Source organism: Kribbella jiaozuonensis (assembly GCF_005233875.1).
GTDB lineage: Bacteria > Actinomycetota > Actinomycetes > Propionibacteriales > Kribbellaceae > Kribbella > Kribbella jiaozuonensis.
The window spans coordinates 1,083,821-1,099,178 of record NZ_SZPZ01000004.1; the positions used below are offsets into that span (position 1 = coordinate 1,083,821).

14 protein-coding genes are annotated in these 15,358 nt (G+C 67.7%); 3 read left to right on the forward strand and 11 right to left on the reverse strand.

Annotation, left to right across the window (positions count from 1 at the left end):
• Positions 1-1,300: 1,300 nt before the first annotated feature.
• Complete coding sequence (locus tag FDA38_RS43500; RefSeq protein ID WP_202877909.1) at positions 1,301-4,471, reverse strand: BTAD domain-containing putative transcriptional regulator; 3,171 nt, start codon at positions 4,469-4,471, stop codon at positions 1,301-1,303.
• 88 nt (positions 4,472-4,559) lie between these two features.
• The gene (locus tag FDA38_RS31165) at positions 4,560-5,855 is read right to left on the reverse strand and encodes an MFS transporter (RefSeq protein WP_233715022.1); all 1,296 of its coding nucleotides are present in this window, start codon (positions 5,853-5,855) and stop codon (positions 4,560-4,562) included.
• 93 nt (positions 5,856-5,948) lie between these two features.
• On the opposite strand from FDA38_RS31165, the gene FDA38_RS31170 reads away from it, so the two are divergent.
• Positions 5,949-6,383: a VOC family protein gene (locus tag FDA38_RS31170; RefSeq protein ID WP_137257665.1), complete on the forward strand. Its 435-nt coding sequence runs from the start codon at positions 5,949-5,951 to the stop codon at positions 6,381-6,383.
• 24 nt (positions 6,384-6,407) lie between these two features.
• Here the strand turns inward: FDA38_RS31170 and FDA38_RS31175 are convergent, their stop codons facing one another.
• The 6 genes from FDA38_RS31175 to FDA38_RS31200 form a co-directional block, all read right to left on the reverse strand.
• Positions 6,408-6,725, reverse strand: coding sequence for a hypothetical protein (locus tag FDA38_RS31175; protein ID WP_137257666.1), 318 nt, complete (start codon positions 6,723-6,725; stop codon positions 6,408-6,410).
• Between the two features lie 175 nt (positions 6,726-6,900).
• The gene (locus tag FDA38_RS31180; RefSeq protein ID WP_137257667.1) at positions 6,901-7,389 is read right to left on the reverse strand and encodes a redoxin domain-containing protein; all 489 of its coding nucleotides are present in this window, start codon (positions 7,387-7,389) and stop codon (positions 6,901-6,903) included.
• A 16-nt stretch (positions 7,390-7,405) separates the two neighbouring features.
• The gene (locus tag FDA38_RS31185; protein ID WP_137257668.1) at positions 7,406-8,341 is read right to left on the reverse strand and encodes a TIGR03619 family F420-dependent LLM class oxidoreductase; all 936 of its coding nucleotides are present in this window, start codon (positions 8,339-8,341) and stop codon (positions 7,406-7,408) included.
• A 375-nt stretch (positions 8,342-8,716) separates the two neighbouring features.
• Positions 8,717-8,980 (reverse strand): DUF6510 family protein, encoded by a 264-nt coding sequence (locus tag FDA38_RS31190; protein ID WP_137257669.1) that lies wholly within the window; start codon positions 8,978-8,980, stop codon positions 8,717-8,719.
• The gene (locus FDA38_RS31195; RefSeq protein WP_137257670.1) at positions 8,977-9,732 is read right to left on the reverse strand and encodes a ferredoxin reductase; all 756 of its coding nucleotides are present in this window, start codon (positions 9,730-9,732) and stop codon (positions 8,977-8,979) included. Before FDA38_RS31195 ends, FDA38_RS31190 begins: the two co-directional genes overlap by 4 nt.
• Positions 9,702-10,190 carry a molybdopterin-dependent oxidoreductase gene (locus FDA38_RS31200; protein WP_233715023.1) on the reverse strand — a complete coding sequence of 163 codons (489 nt, stop codon included), beginning with the start codon at positions 10,188-10,190 and terminating at the stop codon, positions 9,702-9,704. The genes FDA38_RS31195 and FDA38_RS31200 overlap by 31 nt, the downstream gene beginning before the upstream one ends.
• A 177-nt stretch (positions 10,191-10,367) precedes the next feature.
• Between FDA38_RS31200 and FDA38_RS31205 the strand changes: the two genes are divergently transcribed.
• Positions 10,368-11,441, forward strand: coding sequence for an ABC transporter ATP-binding protein (locus tag FDA38_RS31205; RefSeq protein ID WP_137257672.1), 1,074 nt, complete (start codon positions 10,368-10,370; stop codon positions 11,439-11,441).
• Here the strand turns inward: FDA38_RS31205 and FDA38_RS31210 are convergent.
• The 3 genes from FDA38_RS31210 to FDA38_RS42750 are packed head-to-tail and all read right to left on the reverse strand — an operon-like array spanning position 11,438 to position 14,878.
• The gene (locus FDA38_RS31210) at positions 11,438-14,152 is read right to left on the reverse strand and encodes an ATP-binding protein (RefSeq protein ID WP_202877910.1); all 2,715 of its coding nucleotides are present in this window, start codon (positions 14,150-14,152) and stop codon (positions 11,438-11,440) included. The genes FDA38_RS31205 and FDA38_RS31210 overlap by 4 nt on opposite strands.
• Before the next feature lie 43 nt (positions 14,153-14,195).
• The gene (locus tag FDA38_RS31215; RefSeq protein ID WP_202877911.1) at positions 14,196-14,363 is read right to left on the reverse strand and encodes a hypothetical protein; all 168 of its coding nucleotides are present in this window, start codon (positions 14,361-14,363) and stop codon (positions 14,196-14,198) included.
• On the reverse strand, positions 14,348-14,878 hold the full coding sequence (locus FDA38_RS42750; RefSeq protein ID WP_202877912.1) for a helix-turn-helix domain-containing protein: 531 nt from the start codon (positions 14,876-14,878) through the stop codon (positions 14,348-14,350). The genes FDA38_RS31215 and FDA38_RS42750 overlap by 16 nt, the downstream gene beginning before the upstream one ends.
• Positions 14,879-15,182: 304 nt before the next feature.
• Between FDA38_RS42750 and FDA38_RS42420 the strand changes: the two genes are divergently transcribed.
• Positions 15,183-15,320: a hypothetical protein gene (locus tag FDA38_RS42420; RefSeq protein ID WP_170989932.1), complete on the forward strand. Its 138-nt coding sequence runs from the start codon at positions 15,183-15,185 to the stop codon at positions 15,318-15,320.
• Positions 15,321-15,358: the final 38 nt, after the last annotated feature.

The window sequence follows — 15,358 nt, forward strand, 5'->3', positions numbered from 1 at the left end:
CAGGTTCTAGCCGGCGAGGTCTGGAACGGGCTTGCGTTGATCCGGGGTCATCTTGAGATCAGGCTCCGGCACGCTATACCTGAACTCGAATCTGCCAAGGTGACCGCAGGGCAGCGTCGCAAACAACGCAATCACGGCCAGCCCGTCGAGGTGGATACTGCCTTGGAGGCTGTTGAGATCGCGACCACGGCCTTCGGCTCTTGCATTCGGCGGAGGGAAACCAGAGCGGATCGAACACCGAGTATGCGCAACCTCATCCCGCTGATGCCCGGGGATCTAGGCCGGCGACACCGTATCGCCGTGCTGGCAAGGCTACGTGTGCATCGAGTTCTGGTTGCGCTCTTGAGCGCTCCGACCAGAAGACGCGTTGGCACTCCGCTGGGGACAGCGAGACAAGAATCGACCCATACCGGTGCCGATGGAGTCATTGAGCGGCTTCGACGACCGACGACCCCGCGTACGGTGATCCATCAGGCGCCTGACGTGATTACCGCGGATGCGGTCAGCGGCTCACCGACGAAGGAGTAGCGTCCGGTCTTCCACACCAGGACGGACTCGTCAGTCTCAGGGTTGTACCACCAGCATTTCTCCCACCACTGCGTATCGTCGAAAATCCAAGTGACACGCGTGTCGGGTTCGTACTGCCGGTTACTGGGCCAAACCCTGTCCTCGGGGTCCTCGGTCGGCTTTCGCTGAGTTCTGATCAGAACCGCATGAATGTCATGCCGCGGCTGAGTGCGCTCCCGATCGGCGTACACCTCGAGACGAGACGCAAGGACGGTGCTCACCCTCTGAGGGATCGACAGCACGTAAGCATGAACTCGCAGTCCAACGCGCATTGTGCGGAAGAGGTCGCCTTCGCGAAATTCCGCACGCTGAGTGAGGCCTGTGCCCGCTCCATCTGCCCGATCAGTTTGTCCAGTACGTCCAGTCTTTCCCGCGCAATCTGGATCGACTGTCCCGCAATCTTAACCTCGGTCGCGTTGTCGAGCCCCCTCGCCACGCAAGTTCCACGTCCGGCAGCATCCCCTACTTCGAGGGTGGCGGTGGAAGGCTCCGGCGGCAAGGTTGTTGTAGACAGGTTCGATTGCCGACGACTTCTCGGTATCCCGGAGCTGTTGCCAATCTCCGATACCCGCAGTCGGATCGCGGAAGCTGCAATGCAAACCGACGGCACTCAACGCTCGGTCCTAAGGGACTTCGCATCGATCGGTGCAGATCGCTCGTCGCCGTCGGTTCGAGCGAGCTGGTGCGCCAGCTGCGCCGGTGTGCTTGTCGACGATAAGCGGATGGACGCTGGCTACTCCAGAGTGGCGAGGAACTGTGCAGTGCGGCGGGTGAAGAGGCGGGCTTCGGAGGTGGTGGAGGTGGTGTGGGCTGCGGTGGCGGCGGCTCGGATTGTGGCGAGTGGGGCGTTGGTGGCTTGGAGTTGGTGGGCTCGGACGAGGTGTAGGAGGCTCTCGGCGTAGCGCTGGCCGTGGGTGTCGAGGCTGCGGTCGGCCTGGTCTAGTACGGCGCCGGCCTTGGATGGGGTTCCGGCTGCGAGGAGCATTTCGGCGTGGAGGGCGTAGAAGTAGGCCAGGCCGGTGCGCGGCGGGTTGACGAGGGTCTTGGCGATGATGGCTTCGGCCTCCTCGGCTGCCCCGGCCGGATCGTTGCCGAGCAGGGCCATCGCCCAGCAGCGTTCGATCCGGACGCGCGAGCCGAAGTAGGCGTAGACATGTTCGGGGTCGGCGGCTGCGGCGCGATCCGCAGCGTGCAAAGCCCAGACTGGATCGCCTGCCATTACGCCGGCCATCGAGGCGAAGTAGGCCCAGATCGAGAGCGCGAACGGATCGTCGGTGGCTGCCTCCAACGTGTCGAGGAGCTTCCGCGATCCGTCCAGGTCATCGAGGTGTACGGCGGTCAGCATGGCGTGCATCGGTGGCCAGTTCAGGTGCAGATCGCGTCGGAGTGGATCGGTCTCGCGGCGCGCGAGCTTGTCCAAGGTGTCGCGGTCGATGCGGTTCAGGCACCGGTAGGCCTCGCCGACATTGCCGATGTCCCACTGGTGAACGCCCCAGGCGCTGAGTCCGTACGCACGCACGACCGGGTCGGACGACGCCTCGCCATGATCGAGCAACCGTCGAGCCAGGCGCCCTCCGCGGTTGATCTGCATCCCTTGCGTACTGGCGATCCAGCGAGTGAAGAGGAAGTCGGCGGCGGTCGGCTCCCGGCCGAGTCTGCGCGCGACGGCTTCCGCGCGTTCCAGCAAGTCCGGCGCGGAACCGACGTACCCGACTCGCATGCCGACGACAGAGGTGAGCTGCGAGAGTGCGGACAGCTCGAGCTCCGGCAGGTCAGTTGAGCGGGCGATCCGGACCGCCCGCTCCAAGTGCCGCTCCGCCGCCTCGAATGCGGACTTGTTCGCGGCACAGCGGCCCGCGGCGACGAGAGCGTTCGCGATCCGCGCCGGTTCGACGAGCGGACCCGCGGCCCACAGGTGGTAGGCCAGTCGCTCGGCGACCTCCTCGCCGCCGACCGACTCGAGAGCTGTTCCAATCCGCAGATGCAGCTCGGTCGCCTGCCGCGTCGGCATGATCCCGACGACTGCCTCACGCACCAGGTCATGCGCGAACGAACACGAGAACGGATCACCGGCCACCACGTCAATCAGACCGAGAGCCTGCAGTGGCTCGAGTCGCGCAAGGCAGATCTCGACGGTCAGACCGGCCGCCCGAGCGAGCAGGTCGAGCTCGACCTCCCGGCCGATCAGAGCGGCGAGCTGAAGCAGCCGCAGTACGTCGTCGTCCAGATCGGCAATCCGGTCCCTGACCACGTCCCGCACGGTCGACGGCGGCTCTGGCACCATCGCCGCGTCCTCCGTGAGCCCGCCCCGGCCGGTTAGATAGCGCGAGAGTTCACGGACGAAGAACGGGTTCCCCGCCGTCCGCTCGAAGATTCGCCGAGTCACACCAGCATCGGGAACCGCGCCCGTCTCGCGGCGAACGAGCTCGCCGACCTCGGCGACGTCAAGCGGCCCGAGTCTGGTACGGCGATGGCCGGGCAGCCGACTCGCCGATGCGAGCGTCCGCGCCACCTCGGGGTGTGGAGCGGGTCCTCGATCCCGCAGCGCGCCGATCACGACCGCGCCGCCGGGCAGCCTGTCCACCAGGTGCGTGAACAAGTCCAAGGAAGCGACGTCGGCCCACTGCAGATCGTCGATGACGATCAGCACGGGTTGCCGCGCCGAGACCTTGCCGGTCATCGCAACCACACTCTCGGCGAGCCGGAACTGCGCACTGCTTCCCGGAGGCAGCTGACCGTCGAGTGCAGCGTCGCTCGGCTCCAGCAGGCGCGCCAACTCGTCGTTCAGCACCGTCTCGCGTTCGCCTGCAGACAGGCGATCCGCGATCGCTCTGACGACTTGCACCCACGGCCACATCGACGGAGTACCGTCACCGGGAAGGCAGTTGCCCCAGACAACCAACGCTCCGCGGGCGCCCGCCTCCGCGGCGGCCTGCTCCAGCAGCCGGGTCTTCCCGACCCCTGGCTCACCCTCCACGAGTAGTACGCCGGAGCCGCCGCCGAGGGCCGAACCAACCAGCTGCCGCACCTGGACAAGCTCCTCCGCACGGCCGACCAGACCACCTCCCAATGACTCACCGTCCACGAGCTGCCCCACCGACTGGGTTGTCGTACGGCGGAGTACGCGCTGCTGCGCAGCCTGCAAAGCCTCACCGGGGTCGATGCCGAGGTCCTCCGCAAGCCGGCCTTGAACCGTCCGATAGACCTCCAGCGCCTCCGCTTGCCGACCGGCCGCGCCCAGCGCACGCACGAGACTGGCCTGGACGGGTTCGTGCAATGGCGCCATCGTGGCGGCGCGGCGCAGGGACGGCAGCACCTGCGTCGGGTGTCCCAACGAGATGGCGATCTCCGTGGCGGCGACGCAGGCATCGAAGTACTCGGCCGCCAATCCGGCGAAGATCGACTCCGCGCCCGGCCCGTGGTCCATGCCCTCGGCTGCCGGCCCGCGCCACAGGCGCACCCCGCGTGAATACCAGTCCAGCGCGGTTTCCGGATGCGACTCGGCCCCTGCGAGCGCGCAGTACTCACGGAAGTCGGCCAGGTCGAGCATGCCCGGACCGGTCGCGAACAGATAGCCGCTGCCGTGGCGCTGCAAGTAGGACCCGCTTCCTCGCGCCGCGAGGTCGGGCTCGAGCAGGCGGCGCAGCGAACCGACGTACTTGTGCAGCACGTTGAGGGCGCTCCGTGGCGGATCGTCTCCCCAGATCAGGTCGATCAGTTCGTGGGTGCTGGTCGGCTGACCCACCGTCGCCAGGAGGAGAGCTAGCAAGTAGGCCTGTTGACGCGGACCGGTTGCGAGCTCGGCGCCGTTCCGCCACAGCCGCAGCGGCCCGAGGATCTGGAGGCGCAATCCAGCGTCGACGGACTCGCGACCGTCGTCGACGGAACGGATTGGCCCGGCCACGCAGGCTCCACCTGGGTCGATGAGACTGCTTCCTGCCTGACCATTGAAGCCCATCGCCGCGCCGGAAGGTAGTACGAAAAAGGTTGGCTCAGGCAACCGCTGCGCGGACCGGCGGTGCGACGCGCGGAACCGTCGCGGCAAAGAGCAGGAGACCGGTTACCGTGAGAACAAGTCCGGCCCAGACGGTCGACAGCGTGCCGAGTCCGGCGCTCAGGGTGATCGACCCGCCGATGGCTCCCAGTGCGTTCGCGAGGTTCAGCGAGGCGAGATTCAGTGCGCCCATCAGGGTGGGCGCTTCGGGCGCGTACCGGGTGAGCAGGACCTGGATCGTCGGGATGGCGAGCATCATTGTCGCGCCCACTCCGAACAGGGCGGCCAGCAGCACCCAGGTCGTTCCGCCGGCCGCCCCGATGGTGATCAGGAACAGCAGTACGCCGCCGTACCCGATGACGAGGCCACGGTATTCGTACCGATCCGCCAGCCGACCGCCGATCTGGTTGCCGACCGCCATGCCGACGCCGAACACGGCGAGCGCGATAGGGATCAGCGACTCCCCCGCCAGTGCCGCGTCGGTCACGAACGGGCCGATGAAGGTGTAGACGGCGAAGATGCTGGCGATGCCGAGCGCCGCGACCGTCATCACCACCCAGACCATTGGCCGGCGCAACGCCCCGAGCTCCTGCGAGACAGAGCCGCCGTCGAGGTCCCGTGTGGTCGGGACCCAGGCGAGGACAGCCGCGCCGGCACAGAGGCCGATGGCCGCGACCACGACGTACAGCGCCTGCCAGCCGACGTGCTGTCCGAGGAAGGTGCCCAGCGGCGACCCGATGATTGTCGCGACCGTCAGGCCACCCATCACGGTCGCGAACGCCTTGCCGCCCTTGCCCGGACCGTAGACATAGGCCGCGACTACCGCCCCGGCGCCGAAGTACGCGCCCTGGACGGTGCCGGTGATGAAGCGAGCGGCGATCAGCATGCCGAGGTTCTGTGCGATCGCCGAGAGGAGATTGCCGACGAGGAACAGCAGTACGAGTCCGAGCAGGAGCTGTTTGCGGTTCTGCCGGGCCGCCAGGATCGTGATGGTCGGGGAGCCGATCATCACGCCCACGGCGTACGCGGTGACGGCGTACGTCGCCTGCGGGATCGTGACGCCGAGATCCGACGAGAACAACTGGATGATGCCGTTGCTCCCGAACTCGCCCGTGCCGATGGCGAACGTGCCGAGGGCCAACGCGAACAGCGTCAGCTTCGTGCTCCTGGTGTCGCACTCGGGCGTGTGCCGCCGCTCCTCGGCCGCGCACTGCGGTCGGTACGCGTGGGTCAGCAACAGACCGGTCCTTTCATAGCGGCGTACTGCGCCACCGTACGAAGACGCAGTTGACACCCAGTGGATCCCGACTGAACGCGGTGTCCACTCGTCGTCAACGGCTCCGTTCTAGCGTTCAGGTCGCCCAACCACCCGAGAGGGGTCACTACGATGAGTGAACCGACCACGCCTGCGATCAGCCGGATGCACCACTTCGCCTTCACCGTCCGCGATCTCGAGGCGAGCATCGCCTGGTACCAGAGGGTCTTCCAGGCAACCGTCGTGAACGGCGACCTACCGCACTACGGGCGTGAGTGGACCGGATACGCAAACCTTGTCCTCGAGCCCCGGACCGGGGTAGCCGTCGGACTGCACCACAACGAGGCCAACCAAGGCGAAGAGTTCGACGAGATCCGGACCGGTCTCGACCACATCTCGCTGCAGGTCGAGGGCCGCGACGGCCTCGAGGCCTGGGCGGCGTGGCTCGACGAGCTGGGCGTCGCGCACTCGGGCATCCAGAGCCAGACCAAGCCGTTCGTCTACTCGACGATCGTCTTCCGCGACATCGACAACATCCAACTCGAGTTCGTTGCCGTCGACGCCTGAACAGCCCGCAAAGGCGGATCGGCGTCAGAGCAGGGAGTCGAGTGACTGCCTGGCGGCCGTGAGTTCGCCCGCTGCCTGGTTCAGATAGGCGAGGGCCGCGCTCAGGCTGGCGTCGGCAGCTTCCAACGCATCACGCCCGCTCTCCGAGACTGCCGCGAAACGCGTCAGTTCGAAGGATTTCATCAAGAGCGCCGCGGTCGACATCAAGCTGCGTAGTTCGTGGAACTCCCCCACCAGCGACTTCGCCGCGACTTCATCGGCCGGACGACGACGCAGTACGTCGACCGCCCGCCGCAACGCCTCACCCGCCTGCTGCAGCGCGTCCTCAACGCTGTGTGACATCCGCCGCCTCCGCCCCTCGGCATGCTCAACTGCGAGGCGGCAACATCATCAGACCGTTCCGGCGAATGGCAAGCAACCAACCGCTGCTCTGCACGAATTGTGACTATGCCATCTCGCGTAGTCGCGCTTTAGCGCCTCGCTCCACGAACTCACCGCGTGCTACGACTGCTGGCCATCAGACCGGTGAGGGTGCGTGCTCCTGGACGTGGCGGATGTAGCCCGCGACGTCCTCGGGGATCAGGCGGCCGATGGCTCCGCTGGAGTAGACGCTGACCATGACCTTGCCGTCGGGGTTCAGGACGAAGCCGGTGGACTCCAGGTACAGCGGGTCGTGGTGGACGAAGGCGCCGGTGAGGTCGGAGATTGCGCAGGCGTCGGCGCCGTACCCGACCGGGAAGGTCACGCGGTGTCTCTCCATCAGCCCGGCGGTCGTCGCTTCGTCGTCGACGGACAACGCTGCGACTCTGATCCCGACGTCGGCCAGGCTGGCGCGGGCGCGCTGGAAGGCGCGCAGTTGGTGGTTGCAGTAGTTACACCACGATCCCCGGTAGAACAGCATCACGCCGTACTCGCCGTCGAACGCCTCAGGGACATTGACTACTCCCCCGCCGGGCACGGTCAGCGAAAGCTCTGGAAAAGCGTCGCCAGGTTGCAGCAAAGACACAGGCCGAACTCCTTGGTCAGATGCCGGCGAGCCGGAACTTGGCGTGGAACTCGGCCGCCAGGTCGTTCAGCTCATTGATGCCGTTGGCAATGAACGGGAGGGTGAGGATGACCTCGTCGACCCCTCCGGCGGCGAGTTCGGCGAGGTCGTCCAGGACCTGGTCGATGCTGCCTGTGTACGGCGCTCTTCCGGCCGCAGGCACCTCGCCGAACGGACTGAGTCCGACCAGGGACCGGCAGCTGAGCTCGCCGGGATCCCGGCCGTACTCGTCGGCCATCTTCAAGAGCTCGCGATACTTCGACGTCACGTCGGCCGGAGGCAAGAGGCTCGGCATCCAGCCGGACGCCCGTCGAGCCACTCGGCTTCGCGCCCGCCGGCTCGGGCCGCCCAGGAACACCGGGATCTGCTCGGCAGGCTTCGGCCCGACCTCGGCCGGATACACCGTGTACCGCTCGTTCTTGAACGAGACCGGGTCAGGGGCCCACATCGCGGCCGCCACGTCCAGGAACTCGTCCAATGCCGCGCCGCGTTCCGCGATCGGCCGCGGGGCGGTCGCGCTGAACTCGTCGACCGACCAGCCGCTACCCAGACCGGCGACGACACGGCCGCCGCTGGCCGCCGCGATCGAGGCGAACGACCGAGCCAGCCGGAATGGCATGTGCAGCGGCGGGACCACGATCGCAGTACCGACCTCCACTCGGCTGGTGACGGCAGCTGCCATGGAGAGAGCGACCAGTGGATCCATCACCTGGCGGTACAGCTCCGGCCAGGTCCCGTCGCCGTACTCCGTGAGCTTGTGGATTCCGGTCTGATCCTGGGCGTACAGCACCCGCTCGAACACCCACACGCTGTCGTACCCGATCTCTTCGGCCGCCTTCGCTGCCGAGATCAGATCTGTGCCTGGGACGTACTGCCAGTTCTGCGGCAGCAACGTGCCGAGCTTCAATGCCATCAGCTCGTCCTCACTGTGATCAGGTTTACCGGTACTACTCCGAACCGCCGCCCATGACCTCTTCATCGGGCTTCATCGCCATGTCCTTCAGCGACTCCTCGGACTCGGGATCGTTCTCGGTCGGCTCCAGCCTGGACGAGCGGACTACGGCTTCGCCTCGGTAACCATCCCTAGCCGTCCCCCCGGGGGGCGGCAGCCCCAGCCACGACTGCCCTCGTCGAAGAGCCTGACACCGTTCTGGGCGCTACCGAACTCCCGAACTCGTGTGGTGTTGCGGTACGGCTGCTCGGCCGCAGCAGCGAACGGGTTCAGAAGATGTTCCGTCGCACCTGGGACTGCGCTCGCCGGTTGCTGGTCGACTGCCCAGCGCCAGACCTACGCAAGAGCTGACGGAGTGGACAACTGGGCAAAGCCTGCCCGGTCGACGCAGTACATGCCTCGGCGCTGGGTGACGACCAGCAGGACGTGGTCGCAGGACGGGCACCGGGCGACCAACCCCGGGCCATCGAGGTAGACCGCCACCTCCGCAACGACACCCGACCGCCCGCAGCCGCCGCACGTGCAGCCCGCCGTCGTCATGTCGCCGCCGAAGATGGCCTCCAGCGTGCCGGCGATCGCGTTCCCGTCGTACCTCGTCATGGCAGCACTCCTGTTCCGCCGAAGCGTTCCGTCCTGATCCGGGCCGGATCGTGGCCCAGGCCGACGAGCCCGGCTGCCGCGGTCTCGACGAATGCGGTCGGCCCACAGATGAAGGCCAATGAGCGATCCGCCGGCGACCAGGCGACCTCGGCCAGCAGGTCGCTGTCGATCCGGCGGCGATACCCCCGCCAGGCGCTCGGTTGTTCCCGGGTCAGCGTGATCGAGATGTCGAACGGGTCGCACGCCGCAAGGTCCATCAGTTCCTCCCGATAGAGCAGCGCTTCGAGCGATCGGGCCGAGCACAGCGCCCGGACCGGAACCTCACTGCGGGTCGCCCGATGGTGCCTCATCATCGCTCGCAGCGGCGCCAGGCCGGAGCCACCGGCGACCAGGAAGAGCGGTCCGCCGAGCGGCTCGTCCCAGACGAAGTACCCACCGACCGGACCGCGGAGCTCGAGTACGTCCCCGGCCCGGAGCTCGTCCACCAGGAACGGCGAGACCTCGCCGTCGTCGAGTCGCTCGACGCTGAGTACGACGTGCCCGTCCTCCGGCGCCGACGCGATCGAGTAGCTCCGCTCCGCGGGATATCCGTCCGGTGCCGTCAGCCGTACGTCGACGTGCTGGCCGGCCATATGGCCGGGCCACCCGGGCACCGTCAAGGCGATGTTCTTCACTTGCGGGGTCTCGAACATCGTCTCCACCACGGTGGCCTGCTGCCAGGTCAGTCGCCCTGGTATCGCTGTTCTCGCCATGGATCTCCGTAGTTGTGGTAGCCGTACATCTCCCAGAAGCCGGGTTCGTCGTGCTCGCGGATCTCGAGTCCGCGGATCCACTTCGCGCTCTTCCAGAAGTACAGATGCGGGACCAGCAGCCGCGCCGGTCCGCCATGGACGGGCGGCAGGGCTTGCCCGTCGTACTCGAAGACCACCCAGGCCTGTCCGCCGCGCAGATCCGCGACCGGGAGATTCGTGGTGTACCCGCCGTCGCAGTACGCGGTGACGTACTCCGCCCGGAGCGAGGTCGCGTCCAGCAACGTGTCGACGGAAACACCGCGCCAGCTGGTGTCGAGCTTCGACCACTTGGTCACGCAGTGGATGTCGACGGTGAAGGTCTCGGCCGGCAGCGACCGGAACTCCTCCCACGACCACGTGACCGGCCGCGACGAATCCGCCGTGGCACGCCGCCCCTGAAAACCTCGGGTCACCGCCATCGGGCTCGTCCTCCACATCATCGGTCTCGGGTACTCCGAGCGTGCTACGGACGGGCATTGCGGCGCATCTGTGAGTACCCCGGGGCACCCCCGGGACACTCACAGATGCGAGCGCGGCCGGTTCCGGAGGAGGCTCGCAACGTCAGGAAGCTCGCGCCCAACGGAGGAAAGTGCGACATGGCAACTGTCTCGTTCAAGGGATCCACTCGGATCTATCCCGGCACCGACGTTCCGGCGGTCGACAGTCTCGACCTGGAGATCGAGGATCGTGAGTTCATGGTGCTCGTCGGGCCGTCGGGCTCGGGTAAGTCGACGGCGCTGCGGATGCTGGCGGGGCTCGAAGAGGTGAACGAGGGCTCGATCTTCATCGGCGACCGCGACGTCACCAACGCACCACCGAAGGAACGCGACATCGCGATGGTGTTCCAGAACTACGCGCTCTACCCGCACATGTCGGTGGCCGACAACATGGGCTTCGCCCTGAAGATGCAGGGCATCCACAAGGAAGAGCGCGCCAAGCGCGTCATGGAGGCCGCCAAGCTGCTCGGCCTCGAGGAGTACCTCGAACGCAAGCCGAAGGCACTGTCCGGCGGTCAGCGTCAGCGGGTGGCGATGGGCCGCGCGATCGTGCGTAGCCCGAAGGTCTTCCTGATGGACGAGCCGCTGTCGAACCTCGACGCCAAGCTGCGGGTCCAGACCCGCACCCAGATCGCCGAACTGCAGCACCGCCTCGGCGTCACCACCGTCTACGTCACTCACGACCAGGTCGAGGCCATGACGATGGGCGACCGCGTGGCCGTACTGAAGGACGGCGTACTGCAGCAGGTCGACACCCCGCTGAACCTGTACGACCGGCCGAAGAACAAGTTCGTGGCCGGCTTCATCGGCTCGCCCGCGATGAACCTGATCACCGCCGAGATCGTCGACGGCGGCGCCAAGATCGGCGACTACGTCGTACCCGTCGCCCGAGACCTGCTGGCCAAGGCCGGCGACGACAAGACCCTGACGCTCGGCATCCGCCCGGAGGCGCTGCACATCGCCGACGCGGGTCTGCCGGTGAAGGTCGCCGTGATCGAAGAGCTCGGCTCGGACGCGTTCCTGTACGGGACCGCAGACCACGCCGAGAACCAGCAGATCATCGCCCGCATCGGCACCCGCCTGCACAACGACAAAGGCACTCTCGTGCACCTGGCCCCCGACCCCGACAGGCTGCACCTCTTCTCCACCTCCACGGAGAAGAGGCTCGGCTAGGGAAGAACCTGGGTCAGCTGGCTCCGCGAAGTGATGCCCAGCTTCGTGAAGACCTTGCGAAGGTGGTACTGGACAGTCCGCGCGCTGATGAACAGGCGGGTGGCGATCTCGGGATTGGACAGCCCGTCGCGAGCCATCCGGGCGATCTGGGCCTCCTGCGCGGTGAGTTCGCTCTGCGCCGGGACGACCCGTTTGCGAGCGGTCCCACCGGCTGCTTTCAGCTCACGCCGGGCGCGCTCGGCGAAGGCGGTCATTCCCATGGACTCGAAGCTCGTGTGCGCGGCCCGCAGCTGTTCGCGGGCCTCGAGCCGGCGGCGTTCGCGGCGGAGCCATTCGCCGTAGACCAGTTGTGCCCGCGCGAGATCGACGCGGAGCGCCGTACCGTCGAGCCGGCGGATTGCTTCGCGGTACAACGCTTCCGCCTCGCCGGCTCCGGTCAGCAACGCGCGGCTCCTTGCCCGGACGCTGAGGATCCAGTCCGTGCCGCCCGCATCGGCCATCTCGTCCAGCCTGCGGCAGGCCTGCTCGGCGGCGTCGATCTGTCCGCTGCGGGCACCGCCTTCAGCGAGCTCGGCCGGTGTCCAGACATAGACGGCGTGGTCGCCCGGGTGCTCGAAGCCGCGGGCCGCGGTCACGGCCGCGTCCTGGTAGCGCCCGAGGCTGTTGTCGAGCACCGCGGCGGCCCAGCCGGCGATGGTCAGCCCGATACCTTCACCGCGCTCGATCGCATCCCGTGCCGTCGCCGCGACCAGCCGTTCGGTCTCGAACCGGTTGCCGCTGAACGCCGCGACACCGAGCAGTCCGTACGGCGTCACGTTGCCGCCCGTCACCTCGTTGACCGACTCCGCCTCCGCCGTCAGCGCCGCCGCCGTGACCAGGTCGCCGGTGAAGAGGGCCACGTAGGCGCGACCGGCCAGTGCGAGCGCGAGATCGTTGACGACACCGACCTCGCGGGCCAACTGGATGTGCCGGTCCGACAACCACTGCCAGCGATCGACGTCCCAGAGCCGCATCGCCGTGGTAGTTGCCATCCACAACAGTTGCAGCTCCTGCTCCATCGACATGCCGGCGCCGAACTCCGCGAGCGCCTTGCGCAGCGTCGGCACGCCCGCGGCGTAGCCGTCGGTGAACGCGGCCGCCGTACCGTCCAGCAACAGATCACCGGGCCGTGGTCCGCTCGGCCGGGGCGCGGCCGCGGCGGCGCGGGCGACCGCGGACAGATCGCCGGCGGGCGTTGCGAGTCGAGTCGCGAAGGTCGCCGCGGAGATGGCATCCAGATACGTCGCCCGCGCCAGGTCGACGTCGATCGGCTCGAGCCGTTTCGCGGCCTGCAGCATCAGCTGAGGAGCGTCGCTGCCACGGCTGGTGGCGAACGCGAGCTGAGCGCGAATCAGATCCGCCCGGGCGCGCTGACGCTCCGTGAGCGGCTCCCGGTCAGCAAGCTCCAGCAGCTCGGCCGTCGCGGGGAACCCGCCCGACTGCAGCTCGATCTGTGCGGCGGCCAGTGCACGCTCTGCCCGTTGCGCCGGGTCCACAGTCAACGTCACGGCCCGATGCAGGAACGCGGCCGCGGCCGACAGCCCACCACGCGCCCGGGCCCGGCCAGCCGACCGTTCGAGCTCGTCAGCGATCTCCGGATCCGGCCCGGCCGCCGCCTGCGCGCGATGCCAGGCCCGCCGATCGGGATCGGTCCGCGGGTCCGTGGCGTCCGCAAGCGCCGCGTGGACCTGCCGGCGGTCTTCCTCGGAGGCCGACCGGTACACCGCGGACCGGACGAGCGGATGCCGGAACCGGCGTCTCGGCACTCCTTCGGTCAGCCCCGCCTCGCGCGCCGCCACGACCGCATCCAGATTGATCCCGAGCTGGGCCGCGGCACGTCGTACCAGGATCTCGTCGCCGGACGGATCAGCGGCGGCGAGCAGCAACAACCGTCGCGTCTCCGGTGGTACGGCGGCGATCCGGCGGACGAATGTCTCCTCGACGGTGCCGGCGCCAGGCAGCCCGAACCCGCCGGCCAGCTGCGCCGGAGTCAGGCCGCGCGGCAGTTCGAGCAGCGCCAGCGGGTTCCCGTGGGCGTCGGCCACGATCTGGTCGCGCACCTGCTGATCGATCGGCCCGGAGAGCACGGCGTTCAGCAGGGTCCGCGCGTCGGCGTCGTTCAAACCACCGATCGCGAACTCCGGTACGCCGTCGAGCAGATCACCGATCTTCCGCGTGGCGAAGATCAGGGCCACGGATTCGGCCCCGATCCGGCGCGCGACGAATGCGAGGATCTGCGCCGAACTGCGGTCGAGCCACTGCTGGTCGTCGATCAGACACACGAGCGGCCGGCGGGCCGCCGCCTCGGACAGCAGGCTCAGGACCGCCAATCCGATCAGGAACAGGTCGGGTGGCGAGCCCTGGCTCAGGCCGAAGACGACCCGGAGCGCGTCCTGTTGGGGTGGTGGCAGCCTGTCGACGCCGTCCAGGACCGGAGCACACAGCTGATGCAAGCCCGCGAACGGCAGCTCCATCTCCGACTGGACGCCGGATGCCCGGGCCAGCCGGCACCCGTCCGCGCGGGCAGCGACGTACTCGAGCAGCGCGGTCTTGCCGACGCCGGCCTCGCCGTGCAGGACCAGCGCACGGCTCTCGCCGGCGCGGACAGCGCCGATCAACTGGTCGAGCACACCGCATTCGGCCCGCCGACCGGTCAGCTCCACGGGACCCACGCCATCACGCTACCCCCGGAGCTCGCGAGGGAGGACAGGATCGTCAGTTCTGGTACCCCTCGAACAGCCGGAGCCAGGTCTCGCTGATCGTCGGGAACGACGGTACGGCGTGCCACAGCCGCTCGATCGGGACCTGACCGACGATCGCGATCGTCGCCGAGTGCGGCAGCTCGGTGACACCGGGGCCGACAAACGTCACCCGAGCAGGCACCGAGTGTCCTCGTCCACGACCATCCGGGCCCGGCCGCGATAGCCGTCCGCATAGAGATTCGCGCCGCCGCCCCTGGCGAGGTGAACGTGCGGGACGGCTGATCGATCCGCGCTCGCCAGGTGCGCACTCCATGGTGTGGCTTCGTCCACCGACTCCCCCGCAGCCTGGTCGAGGATGACCTGTGCGGCGATGCGAGCCTGGTCCTTGCCCTGGTGCGTCAGCAACGCCCGGTGATTGACCGGCCCGGAACCAATCACGATCACATCGAATTCGCGCACCTTGCTTGCCATGGCTGCAGTCTGATCCGGGCCGGCGTACTCCGGCTCAGTAGAACCCCCGGTCCGACCCCAGAACACACCCCGGGCCGGCCATCGGGTGTCGGCGTTGGACAGACCCTCCGCGACCAGCCGCGCGATCTGCGTCTCCTGGCGGGTCAGAACACTCGGAGGCTCCGGGTACGCCGTACGCACCAGCTCACCCGTAGCCCGGCCGAGGCCCATGCCCTGCCCCAACACCCCTGGACCTAACAGTTCGCATACGCCCAAGCAGGCCGACAGATAACCGGACGGAAATTGTGGACAAGGCTCACATGGGTTTGCTGAATGATTGCCGGCGGGAGTGTTCGGCAAGGAGACTGTCACCGGCAAATGCGCGGCCGGCGCCAATACGACGTCGCCGACCGCATCGGGATCCTGGTGCGCCACTCGATCACCTGAGCCTCGATCCCGGGACTTTCTGGGCACAGCGTCGTGGCGTACAAGCACCGTAGGCCCAAAACACCTCCCCGAAGCAGGTCAGGGCTGCTGCTTTGGCGCCAACATGTTCCAGTACTTCAGCGAACAGACGGACATGTTCGCCCGCGACTTCTCGATCGAGCAGACCCGCACGCTCAACCCAGCCCTACAGAGCTTCAGCACTTGGCTCGCCACCAACAAAGACCGGATCCCAGTGCACTGAGCCGATCAGGTCCGAGGCATGTGAATGACGCCCGACAA